The organism is Simiduia agarivorans SA1 = DSM 21679 (assembly GCF_000305785.2).
GTDB classification, from domain to species: domain Bacteria; phylum Pseudomonadota; class Gammaproteobacteria; order Pseudomonadales; family Cellvibrionaceae; genus Simiduia; species Simiduia agarivorans.
In genome coordinates this window covers 4,287,828-4,300,227 of sequence record NC_018868.3, presented here as the reverse complement: position 1 = coordinate 4,300,227, position 12,400 = coordinate 4,287,828, and the positions used below count along the sequence as shown (strand labels likewise).

Sequence of the window (12,400 nt, the reverse complement as noted above, 5' to 3'; positions counted from 1 at the left end):
TCAAGGAATGACGGGTCGTTTACCAACGTCGTGTCGGTCGGGTTTACCGTCACCGTATCCGTCGACGTCGCGCCCGTGGTCGAGCTCGCGGTCACGTCGAAGTTCGGCAAGTCTCCACCGCCATTCACGATCGCCGCGCCCGCCGCGGTCAGGGTCACCTCTCCGCTGCTCGCATCGATCGCGTAATTCGTGGCTGATGCTGTAGCTGATCGCGCCGCCGTCTTCGTCATCCGCGCTCACTTGCGCTACCACGTCTCCCGCCACCGCACTGTCTTCGGTGATCGGATCCGTCAGCGTCACACTCAGCACGATCGGGTCGTTTACCAGCGTCGTGGTCACGGTGTTGGTCTGAGTCACGCCATCGTTCGTGCTCAGGCTCACGTTCGGCAGCGCATTGCCCGCATCCAGGTACGCTTCACCCGCCGCCGTCAGCCGCACTTCGCTGCCCACGATTTCGTAATAACCGTCGTCGTTGCTGCCCGCGGTGAAGTCCACCGTGGCATTGCCTTCTTCATCCGTCAGCGTGAACGTCGCGATCACGTCGCCCGCCACCGTGCTGTCTTCCGTCGCCGCGCCATTGCTCAGCGTCAGGATCGATTGATCATCAACCGCTTCAACAACAAACGCGTCACTCGCTGACACGCTATTGCCCTGCGAATCGCTCGCGATAACTGACACAAGATAACTGCCATCGACCAGCGCATCCGCTGATGGGATAGTAAAAGACCAGGTGCCATCCGACGCGGGCGTAACCGTGTAATCTTTGCCGTTAACCGTCAGGACGATATCGCCATCGCTATTGGCGCTGGTGCCACTGAATGTGGGCTGATCGACATCTGTGATAGTCGTATCGTTAAGCGTAATCTGGGGCAGAAGATCAGCAACGGGCTCCGCAATACCAGCCGTGACCGTTTCTGAAAAGCCTCGATCGTCGGTATAGGTCGCCGACACGCTGATCACACGACCAATCAGGTCACCTGATAACAGCAGCTGGTTGCCCGAAGCACCTTCGATCGCCACTCCGTCAGCAAACCATTGGTAAGTTACGGCTGAAGACAGACCATCGGCGTCCGACACACTGGCGGTCAGCAATGCGCCTTCTTCTGGCTCTCCGGCAATGGACAAGGTACCCATGTTGTTGGGCGCTTGAATTTGATAACCCAAATTGGCGGTAATCAGCTGAGAATTACCCGCGGCATCCGTCGCGGTAAAACTGGCTTCAATGCGCTGGTCCGGATCCGCGTAAAGTACTGCACCGGGTACAGCAATCGAAAAAGAACCGTCTGCGCTCAACGCGCCGGTAAAGCTCTGGCCGTTGATCACCAGAGTGACCAGGTCGCCGGCAGTAAAATCACCTGAAGCAATGCCGGTGATCAACTGTTCTTCATTTGACTCTTCAACGGACAGGACGTTGTCAGGCGTCACTGTTGAGGTAAAGGCGATGCCGCCTTCGACTACGGTATCTACCAGCACAGTTTTGCTGGCAGATGCATTTGGCGCGGAAATGGACAGCGTGTATTCACCGTCTTCTATACCGGCAAGATCAGCGGCGGGAATGGTCACGCTGTAGCTGCCGCCCTCGACATCGGCGGTATAGGTTACGCCATTGAAGGTAACCAAAACCTGGCCACCGGTAATGTCGGTCGCTTCACCACTGATCACCAACGGCTGGTTTTTTTCCGCCGCGTTGATGACATCGTCAACGGATAAAGCATCGATGGTAATTGAGGGATTCAGTTCAACAGTGCGGACACCATCACTATCGCGTCCGCCAATGGGATCGAAAGTGCGATTGGCATCGTACCCCAGACGGTTTGTTTCAAACCCGCTTTCGGGGGTCACCCGCTCCGCAATCAGGTCGATCCGGACACCTTCTGTGCCCGCACTGGCATTGGTGGCATCGCCGCCTGCCGCCGTGGCAGGCAGCACGTCATCCAGACTGCGCCCCTCTGCAACGGCCTGTTCAATAGCATCCAGACTGATAGCCTGTTGAAGGCTTCCCTCTTTCTCGGCCTCGTCCAGGCCGGCCAGGAAGGCCTTATCAAAGCGCATTTTGGTGTTGGCGCCGAAAGAGGCCAGGGCTGCCCGCCCCATGTCGAGCATCAAAACCGAATTATCGGCGGTTTGTATCCACTCATTGAGCCGGATGACATCGTTGGCAGTGAGCTCTCGCTGCTGGCCCTGCGCATCAATCACCCAAGCTTGCCCCTGTACCGCGGTAACCTTTGCGGACGTCACAGTTGCTGAGTAGGAATTAGCCATTACAAACCTCTATATAAGCAAATAATCCGGCCAGGCCGGTACACGCCGTTTAACGGCAACGCATCCTTTCAGTCTAGCCCTACTTACTGCTGAGGTAAGCGGCCAGGTCTCCCATACCATTCAAAATACGGTACTGCGCGAATAACCGGTCATAATTGGCAGCAATCAGTGACCGTTTGGCGTCGATCAGTTCATTTTCGGTATTCAACAGGTCCAAAAGCGTCCGGCGTCCGATGTTGAACTGCTGCTGGTAGGCCTTTTTGGTGCTCCCCGCTGCACGCACATGCTCCTGCAGATAGCGCAACTGGTTAGAAATCGCCTCATAGTTACTCCATGACAGCCGCATGCTCTCTACCACCTGGCGATGGCTGTTGTTGCGGATCTCGCGCGCCTCTTCCAGCTGATAAGCGGTTTGCTTGCGGCGCGCCTTGTCTGCGCCCCCGTTATACAGGTTGTAACGCAGCCGCAGGGCGACAATCAGGTCTTCGTCCCGACCTTCAATACCGCCAATGTTATTGTCGATATTCTTGTCGGCCTCCAGCTGGAGTTGGGGCCAATAATTGGACTCAGACGCATCGTATTGGGCCTGAGCGGCATTCACGTCGGCTACTGCAGCCAGTAAGGTTGGATGCCGATCAGTGGCCATGCCGATAGCGGCCTCCATATTGGCCGGCAACTCGACAACCTGGTCGGGCATGGACATAGCGGCAACATCGGGCAACATACCCACAACCCGGTAGAAATTCGTACGGGCATCAAGCATGTTGTTCTCGGCTACCACCAGATTGGCGTTGGCCAACGCCAAACGCGCGGAAATCTGATCCAGATCGGCTTTGCTGCCAACCCCTGAACGGTTGCGCAGCACCATCTGGTCGTAGATATTCTGGTGCTCTTTCAGGCTTTCTTTCGCCAACTTAAGCAAATCAGCCTGACGCAATACATTGAGGTAGACTTCCGCCGTACGCAGTGTAATTGCGTCGGTTGAGGCCAATGCGACATAGGCGGCACTGTCGACGCGCGCGCGTTGACGGTTGACTTCCTCAGACGTGGCAAAACCATCAAACACCATCTGGCGCGCCTGCAGGCCAAACTCCTGGCGATTAAGTTTCACCGACTCATCCAGCGTACCGGGACTGCGAACGGTTTCCTGCCCTACTCCCGCGGTCAGATCAAGGCGGGGCAAGTAGCCTGCCTTAGCCAGTTCCACTTCGGCCTTGCGGGAGGCCAGTTCGTGCCGCGCTGCGAGGATTTCTGGGTGCGAGTCCAGGGTTTGATTGACTGCATCTTGCAATGAAATGGCGTGTGCAGTGCCGGAAATCACGGCGACAGGCAACAATCCACATAAAAACCGTACCAGTTTCATAACAGCGTTTGACTCCTGAGGTCCTTCTAATTTACTTCGCTTTGCACCAAATCGGTGCAACCATGGTTTTTGTGATGAATTTCACATTTTTGTATGAGAAAAAGCAACACCAGTATCAGAATAAGTGATTAAAGCGGCAATTTAGTAAGCCGAGCGGTAATAAGAATGCGCATTTAAGCACGGTCGTACCACTCAGCCAGAGGTCGCCGATAATGCCGCAGAGTGTCGCTAAAAACGGGGATGAAAGACAGGACGATTGCTGCCAAGAATATGACCGAAGTCACATAAAGTGACGGTTATTATGCCATTTGGCATATAAAACGCCTACCGCAGTAGGCGTCATATAATGCACGTCATCGCTCGCGCAGCGCCAGCTGCTTGGTCTTGAGAATGGGCTTTAACAGGTAATCCAACACTGTTTTTTCCCCGGTCAGAATATCTACACTGACCACCATGCCGGGAATGATGGGCAAAGGTCTCGCTTCGCTACCCAAAAACGCTTTTTCGGTCTCCACCTGAACCAGGTAAAAACTCTCGCCCTCTTCGTCCACAATGGTATCCGGGCTGATCTGCACCACCTGGCCAATCAAACCGCCGTGAATGGCAAAGTCATAGGCGGTGACTTTTACATTGGCCTGCTGGCCAGGGGTAATAAAGGCGATATCGGAGGGCCGGACTCTGGCTTCCACCAGCAATTTGTCCTCATTTGGCACCACTTCGACAATATCCATACCGGGCCGGATAACCCCCCCGATGGTGTCTACCAACATTTGCTTTACCGTACCCGCCACTGGTGAGCGCACCAAGGTGCGCTTGACCCGGTCTTCTGCCGCTTTGCTGGACTGGGTCTGACGCGACAATTCCGCGCGCGCTTCCGCCAACTCTTTCTGGACTTCAGACTGAAATGCCAACTGGGAGGCAGCCAGCTTTTCCCTCACTTCTTCCAGTCCGGATTCGGCCCTGGGTATGCCTAATTGGGCCGCCTCCAGATCACCCAGCAAATCGTTGGCCTGGCGCTCGAGCCTCAGCATCTCCACTTCAGACACCGCACCCTCCGACACCAGCGGCCTAGTGAGCTCAAGCTCGCTTTCCAACAGTTTGTAGCTGCGCTGTAATTGTGCCACCTTGGCTTTCAGTTCATTCAGCTCCTGCTGTTTTTGATTCGCTTGCTCGCGGAATACCTGCTCAGAGGTCTTGCGCTCAAGTTTTCGGGAACTGTAGAGCGCGAGCTCCTGTGCAATAAATTGGGGGTCAACCTCCGGCATATCCCCCGGTGCAAAATCCTCGCCCGCAGCTTCCGCTTCCAGGCGCGCGACACGCGCGGTCAGTTGATCGAGCGTGACATCGGTTTCCATCAAGGTTGAATTGAACAAGGTATCGTCGATACGCAGCAGCGGCTGACCACGCTCAACCAATTGGCCCTCGCGCACAAAAATTTCCTGCACGATGCCGCCCTCCAGGTTCTGAATCACCTGTAACTTCTGCGACGGTATTACGCGGCCTTCTCCGCGGGTAAACTCATCTACTTCTGCATTGCCGGCCCAGATCAGCGCTGCCGCGAAAAAGCACAGCACAGCCCACAGCAGCGCCTGACCACCACGGGGCGATTGCTGCAGCACCGCAGCAGTCGACGAAGCGATATAATCCAGATCTTCTTCATACCGCGGACGCTCCATCGGGTCATCCGCCGCGCCCACAAAGTGGCGCCAATTAATGCGCTGGCGAAACACGGAGTTGCCCCTTCTTCAAAGCTTCCAATACAGCGTCCTTGGGGCCATCGGCAACCAAACGCCCCTGATCCAGCACGATGATGCGATCAACCAAAGTCAGCAAAGAGGTTTTGTGGGTCACAACGACCAGCGTTTTATCTTCACACAACTTGGCAAGGTGTCGCTTTAAACGTTCTTCAGTGCTGTTGTCCATCGCGGTGCTGGGTTCGTCGAGGATATAAATGGCCGGATCAGACAGCAGCGCGCGCGCGATGGCAATGCTTTGACGTTGACCGCCCGATAACGCAGAACCTCGCTCACCCACTTGCCGATCCAGGCCTTGTGGGTGCGCATTGACGAATTCCGACACTCCACTTTGCTCCGCTGCGCGCAGCAAATCGGCATCTGTCGCCAGCGGATTGCCAAACACAATATTGTCGCGCACCGACCCGAAAAACAATGTCACATCCTGCGGCACACAGCCCATGTGCGAGCGCAATTCGGCAGGATCTATCTGGGACAGATCCACGCCATCAATCAGTACTGCACCGTCGGTGGGCTGGTACAACCCGGTCATCAACTTCTGCAATGTGCTTTTACCGGAACCAATACGCCCGATAATAGCTACATGCTCACCCGGTGCAATGCGAAAGCTGATATTTTCAACGGCCTTCAACTTTTCATCCGGGTAACTGAAGCTGACCCGATCAAACGCAATCGCACCCTGAATCTCTGCGCGCTGAACGAAGGGTTTATCCTGTTCGCGCTCCTGTGACTTAGCAACAATCCCGTCCAGAGAGTCCAGTGAGGCTTTGGTCTGGTGGTAATTCACCATCAAACCAGCCACCTGAGCCATTGGCGCCATTGCCCGCGCAGACAACATCACACAGGCAATCAGGCCACCCATCGTCAAGTCGCGCGCGGCAATTTCATACACACCCCAAATCACCACGATCACACTTGCGACACTTTGAATTGTTGTCGCACCGGCGGTGGTGGTAGAGGTAAGTAAGCGGACTCGTTGCCCCCATTGCGCCAGATGGCCAACCGACTTTTCCCACAGCCGCTGCAACCGGCCCTCGGCACCAATCAGTTTGACGGTCTCAAGTGCAGTCAGGGTTTCGATCAAAGTGGCATTTTTCTGTGCGCTGGAGCGATAGGTTTCATCCACCGCCTGCGCCAGTCTGCGCTGCATGAAAAAAGAAAAATCAAAATAACCGGAATAACCGCCAACGGCACCCAAACCAATGGCCCACCAATGTAGGCGATCACCAACAAAAACAAGAGAGTAAACGGCAGGTCGACGAACGCAGTGACCGTACTGCTGGTAATAAAACTCCGAATCGCCTCAAAATCCCGCAGCTGTGACGCAAATACGCCCACCGACCGGGGGTGATGCTCGTAACGCGCTCCGAGTACCCGTTCGAAAATGAAAGCCGACAGCTGTACATCGGCTTTTTTACCGGCAACTTCAATAAAGTAATTCCGCAGTAATTTCAGCAGTAAGTCAAAGCCATAGACAATGATGACACCTATGGCCAACACCCACAGGGTTTCCAACGCGGCATTTGGCACAACCCTGTCGTATACGTTCATGACGAACAGAGGGTTAGCGAGCGCAAATAGGTTAATCAATACGCTGGCAAGCAAGACATCCCGGTAAATGCGCCAGCTTTGGCCAATGACGCGCCAGAACCAATGCCCCTCCCGTTGATGGGTCATCTCCAGCGTACGCTCATCGTGACGATGCTCTGGCCGGCAATAGATGCAGTAGCCCAAGTACTGTTGATTCAATTCTTGCGCGGAAATGTGAGAACGCCCTTGCGTGTGCGTATCCAGCAACAACAGTCGACCATCGGCTTCTTTTTTGAGCAGCACCACAGCTTCGTTGTTTTCCATCAGCAGTACCACCGGCAGCACTAACCCTGGAATATCCTCGAGCTGGCGCCGAACCACCTTGGCAGACAGCCCAACCCGACTGGCCGCCCGGACGAACAGCTCCGGCGTCAGGTGGTTATCCACCAATGGTAATCCCGCAATCAACGAGGTTGGCGAACAATGCCGATGTTCCCGTTGGGCCAGCATCATCAGGCAGGATAAAAGTGGGTCGTGCGGCTCGTTGGCGTCGGCAGTAGCCGCCGCGGCGTTCAGCCCTGGCTCAGGGCTGGACTCCGGATTGTCAGGGGCATCACTTTCCACGCGGGAATCAGAATTCATTGCTATGCTCTTATTCGGCCCTATGGCCATTTCAGAGCATAGTCTATACAGGCAGGTCAACAGGTCAACTTATGCCTTTTATCAAGCGCGACGCCAACGGCAACATTGTCAGCTTGCATGCGACGCCGGACGAAGCGGCAGAGCAACTGCCAGCGGACCACCCGGACGTCGAGCATTTTTTAGCCCGCAACACCCTGCCAACGCCAGACGCCTACAAGCGCGCCTTAGCGGATTCCGATCAGAATATCGCCCGGGTCACAGAGGACCTGATTCATTTATTGGTCGCTAAAAATCTGATTTTGTTTACCGAACTGCCCGTGCCGGTTCAACAGAAGTTGCTGGAACGCGAACGACTTCGCTCGCACCTGCAGCAATCGGAAGACAATTTTCTGGATGACAGCGAGTTGCTCTGAATCCGTTCAAACGGATTCGCGCATAATCAATTCGGATTTAAGACGCTGATTCTGGCTGGGTGCATCGGAGGATTTGAGCTGCATGAGCAATAGTTGTGCAGCCTGGCGCGCCATCCCCTCAATGGGTTGTCTGACGGTCGTGAGCCCCGGCCACAATTGTTCTGCTGCGGGTACATCATCGAATCCGGCAATGGCAACATCCGCAGGAATACGACGATTGAGTTTATGGGCCAGCTTGATCGCACCCGCCGCCATGTCGTCGTTGGCCGCAAAAATGGCGCTGGGTGGGGTTGCCGACAGTAGCAGCTTTTCTGCGGCGTAGTAACCGGATTCAAAGCTGTTCATACCCTGTACAACCAAACGCTTGTCGAGCGCCACACCCTGATACATGAGGGCTTTCTGAAACCCCTTGAACCGGTTCGCCATGGCTTTATGATCTGGATGACCCAGGATAAAACCGATCTGGGTATGGCCTTTGTCCAATAATTTGGTGGCGAGCGCAAAGGCGGCCTCTTCATCATTGGTCATCACACTGCTGCACAGGCCCAGATCCTCAGCGGGTGCAATGACCACAACGGGCAGCTGCATTTCCTTGATGCGGCGCACCAACGTGGCGTTATCCGACAACGGGGGCGTCAACACGACACCATCCACACGCGACTGCCGGACGAGATTCGCCACCTGCTGCTCAAGCTCCGGGTCGGTGTGATCACACGGGTGGATCAGCAGATCGTAACCGGCCGGCCGGCACTCTGACAAAATGCCATTTTGTACATCAATCACGTAGCTGGGTGACGGGTTGTCGTACAACAGCGCTATCAGAAACGACCGATTGCTGGCCAACCGCCGTGCCGACTGACTGGGATGGTAGCCAAGCTTGTCCACCGCCTGCTGTACCTTTTCACGGGTTGCAGTGCGCACATTCGGCTCGCCGTTGACAACACGGGAGACGGTTTTTATGGAAACGCCGGCCAACGCGGCTACGTCATCAATGGTTGCTTTTGCCACTCGCCAATTCCATCAGCAAGGTTGTAAATAATATGGGGTGGCACAGCCACCCCTGTTCAGACGATTAACGAACCGCTTGCCCTACCCGGATAATCTTCATGGTATTGGTGCCACCCAATACGTTCATAAAATCACCCTTGGTAATCACGACCAGGTCGCCATCGGCAACGATTCCACGCGATTTGAGCTCATCCACAGCCGACTGGTTGACCAGCTCACTGGGGATTTTTTCATTGTCAAAAGGAATGGTGTACACGCCGCGGAATAATGCAACCCGGGCCTGCGTTTCTTTCTGGCGACTGAACGCAAAAATGGGCAACCCGCTGCGGATACGGCTCATCAGCAACGGCGTGCTACCCGATTCGGTCATGCAGATAATGGCTTTTACACCCTGCATACGACTGGCCGCAAACATCGCTGCCACCGCAATGGATTGATCCACTGAGGCCAAGGCCATATTGAAGGAATCCACGTTGGATACGGCTTGCGGATGCTGTTCTGCACCCAGAATAACGCGGGTCATCGCCTCTACTGTTTCCACCGGGTACTTACCCGCGGCGGTCTCGGCCGACAACATGACCGCGTCGGTACCGTCCAGTACAGCATTCGCCACGTCAAACACTTCTGCACGTGTTGGCAGTGGGCTGTTGATCATTGACTCCATCATCTGGGTGGCAGTTATCACCACCTTGTTCAGGCGACGTGCGCGGCTGATCAGGTCTTTTTGCACGCCGATCAACGCCGCATCACCAATTTCAACACCCAAATCACCCCGGGCCACCATCACCGCATCGGACGCGCAAATAATATCATCCAGGCAGTCTGTGTCGTTGACGGTTTCTGCACGTTCTATTTTGGCCACAATGCGGGCACTGCCGCCGGCCTGGGTCAGCAGGTCGCGCGCGCGATGAATATCGCTGGCCTTACGCGGGAAAGATACCGCCAGGTAATCAACGCCGATTTTGGCTGCCAATTCAATATCCCGGTGATCTTTTTCAGTCAGCGCCGGCGCGGATAATCCGCCGCCCTGACGGTTGATGCCTTTGTTGTTAGACAGTGGGCCGCCAACAAGCACTTTACAGTGAATGCGCGAGCCGACCACCTGCTCCACCTCGAACACCACGCGGCCGTCATCTAACAACAGAACGTCGCCAGAGCGGGAATCGCCAGGCAGTTCCTTATAGTCAATACCGACACCGTTCTGGTCACCGTCGTCATTTCCCAGATTGGCATCCAGGAAGAACTTATCGCCTTTTTCCAGTGCAATTTTGGTGGATTTAAAACGGGCAATACGGATCTTAGGACCCTGCAAATCGCCCAGCACCGCTACATGGCGGCCGTGCTTGGCGGCAAATTCACGCACCAGATCAGCCCGTTGCTGATGATCTTCAGGCTTGCCGTGGGAAAAGTTCAGGCGCACCACATCCACACCGGCAACGATCAACTTTTCCAGGATTGCCGGATCATCGGTGGCCGGACCCAAGGTAGAAACAATTTTTGTACGTCGTAACATAGGAATTCTCAATTCAGCTGTAGGTTAACGCCCACGCGCTAACAGTACTCTCTCTTGTAAAAAACGCTCGCCTTCTGGCGAGCGTTGAACCGGGGTTTGTATTTTTATTTCGCGTTCATCAGCGCGATTGTGTTGTCCAGCATCCGGTTAGAGAAGCCCCATTCGTTGTCGTACCAGCTCATCACCTTAACCCAACGACCGGAAACCTTGGTCTGGGTGGCATCGAATACCGACGAGTGGGTATTGTGGTTAAAGTCAATACTGACCAAAGGCTCGACGTTGTAACCCAGTACACCTTTCATGGCACCGGCACTGGCTTTTTCAATCAGCTGGTTGATTTCCGCTTCCGTGGTATCGCGTGCGGCCAGGAAGTTGAAATCCACCAGGCTCACATTAATGGTGGGAACACGGACAGCCATACCGTCCAGCTTACCATTCAGCTCAGGCAGCACCAGACCAACCGCACTGGCGGCACCGGTTTTGGTGGGGATCATGGATTGCGTGGCAGAACGCGCCCGGTACATGTCGGAATGATAAACGTCGTTCAGCTTCTGATCATTGGTGTAAGCATGCACAGTGGTCATCATGCCCTGCTCAATGCCAATAGCATCGTTCAGCACTTTGGCCACGGGTGCCAGGCAGTTGGTGGTGCAAGACGCGTTGGAAATGATCTGATGGTCTTTGCTCAGCTTGTCGTGATTGACACCGTATACCACGGTGATATCCGCATCGGAGGCTGGTGCCGAGATAATCACTTTTTTGGCACCGGCGTCGATATGTGCGGAGGCTTTGGCTTTGCTGGTGAAAAAACCCGTGCACTCGTACACCACGTCAACACCCAGCTGGCCCCATGGCAGGTTTTTCGGGTCGCGCTCAGAGAAAATCTGAATCACATCGCCGTCGACGATCATTGCATTGCCATCAACATCCACAGACTTGGCAAAACGGCCATGCACTGTGTCATAACGGGTGAGGTGCGCGTTCATTTTGGCATCACCCAGATCGTTAATGGCAACGATTTTAATTTTGTCCTGCAGATCGCTTTCATACAAAGCGCGCAGGGTATTGCGGCCGATACGGCCATAACCATTAATAGCTACTTTAATCATGTTTTAACCCCTGATTCTGTAAAATCACATTCAATCTGCCTGTAGTGGCAGTAATGGCCGGTTATCCAGCTCGTAGTAGTGGGCGGTGTTTGAACCACCGCCGCTGTCAGCATCCGCTATGCTGCGGATTGCCTGCACCTTAACGTTAATCTTTGGCCTGCAATCAGGCTTCGGCCGCGGCACGCGCTTCACGGGCCAATTTTTCAATACCCGCCCAGTCGCCGGCATGCATCATGTCGACCGGCGCCATCCAGGAACCGCCCACGCACACCACATTTGGCAGCGACAAATAACTCTGAAGGTTTTTCAGGTTTACCCCACCGGTCGGACAGAATTTTACCTGCGGCAAGGGTCCGCCAATGGATTTGAGCATGGGAACACCACCCGCCGCCTCTGCCGGGAAGAATTTCAGGTATTTAAAACCGCGCTCCATTAACGCCATGACTTCGCTGGGCGAGTTGACGCCTGGCAGAATGGGAATACCGGAGGCCTCCACGGCATCGATCAGGCGCGGTGTAGAGCCGGGCGATACAAAAAACTCGGACCCGGCTGCCGCTGCGCGCTCCACATCGGCGGGCGTGTTGACCGTGCCTGCGCCCACAATGGCACCTTCCACTTCGGCTTTGATTGCTTTGATTGCGTCGAGCGCACAGGCAGTGCGCAGCGTGATTTCCAGCACTGGCAAACCGCCAGCCACCAGCGCGCGCCCCAGCGGCACCGCGTGCTCCAACTTTTCGATCACCATTACCGGCACCACCGGTGCGGCACTTACCACTCGTTCAATTGCAGATTGCATGATTCGTCCT

General features: G+C 55.0%; 8 protein-coding genes and 1 pseudogene. 1 reads left to right on the top strand and 8 read right to left on the bottom strand.

Going from position 1 to position 12,400, the window contains the following annotated elements:
- The 4 genes and pseudogenes from M5M_RS20545 to M5M_RS21035 form a co-directional block, all read right to left on the bottom strand.
- Positions 1 to 2,262, bottom strand: a complete 2,262-nt coding sequence (locus M5M_RS20545) for a retention module-containing protein (protein WP_016389970.1) — start codon at positions 2,260 to 2,262, stop codon at positions 1 to 3.
- Positions 2,263 to 2,341: 79 nt separating this feature from the next.
- Positions 2,342 to 3,625 carry a TolC family outer membrane protein gene (locus M5M_RS19195; RefSeq protein ID WP_015049178.1) on the bottom strand — a complete coding sequence of 428 codons (1,284 nt, stop codon included), beginning with the start codon at positions 3,623 to 3,625 and terminating at the stop codon, positions 2,342 to 2,344.
- A gap of 353 nt (positions 3,626 to 3,978) precedes the next feature.
- A complete protein-coding gene (locus tag M5M_RS19190) occupies positions 3,979 to 5,355 on the bottom strand; it encodes an HlyD family type I secretion periplasmic adaptor subunit (RefSeq protein ID WP_015049177.1) in 1,377 nt (458 codons plus the stop codon).
- Positions 5,339 to 7,429 (bottom strand): annotated as a pseudogene (locus M5M_RS21035) (ABC transporter transmembrane domain-containing protein); the annotation flags it as partial. The gene M5M_RS19190 and the pseudogene M5M_RS21035, both read right to left, overlap by 17 nt.
- 193 nt (positions 7,430 to 7,622) lie before the next feature.
- On the opposite strand from M5M_RS21035, the gene M5M_RS19180 reads away from it, so the two are divergent.
- A complete protein-coding gene (locus tag M5M_RS19180; protein WP_015049176.1) occupies positions 7,623 to 7,964 on the top strand; it encodes a hypothetical protein in 342 nt (113 codons plus the stop codon).
- Between the two features lie 6 nt (positions 7,965 to 7,970).
- Here the strand turns inward: M5M_RS19180 and M5M_RS19175 are convergent, their stop codons facing one another.
- From M5M_RS19175 to M5M_RS19160, 4 genes are all read right to left on the bottom strand, one after another.
- The gene (locus M5M_RS19175; RefSeq protein ID WP_015049175.1) at positions 7,971 to 8,972 is read right to left on the bottom strand and encodes a LacI family DNA-binding transcriptional regulator; all 1,002 of its coding nucleotides are present in this window, start codon (positions 8,970 to 8,972) and stop codon (positions 7,971 to 7,973) included.
- Positions 8,973 to 9,036: 64 nt separating this feature from the next.
- Positions 9,037 to 10,485 carry a pyruvate kinase gene (pyk, locus tag M5M_RS19170; protein ID WP_015049174.1) on the bottom strand — a complete coding sequence of 483 codons (1,449 nt, stop codon included), beginning with the start codon at positions 10,483 to 10,485 and terminating at the stop codon, positions 9,037 to 9,039.
- Positions 10,486 to 10,589: 104 nt separating this feature from the next.
- Positions 10,590 to 11,594, bottom strand: a complete 1,005-nt coding sequence (gene gap / locus M5M_RS19165; RefSeq protein ID WP_015049173.1) for a type I glyceraldehyde-3-phosphate dehydrogenase — start codon at positions 11,592 to 11,594, stop codon at positions 10,590 to 10,592.
- A 163-nt stretch (positions 11,595 to 11,757) separates the two neighbouring features.
- Positions 11,758 to 12,390, bottom strand: a complete 633-nt coding sequence (locus M5M_RS19160) for a bifunctional 4-hydroxy-2-oxoglutarate aldolase/2-dehydro-3-deoxy-phosphogluconate aldolase (RefSeq protein ID WP_015049172.1) — start codon at positions 12,388 to 12,390, stop codon at positions 11,758 to 11,760.
- Positions 12,391 to 12,400 lie beyond the last annotated feature (10 nt).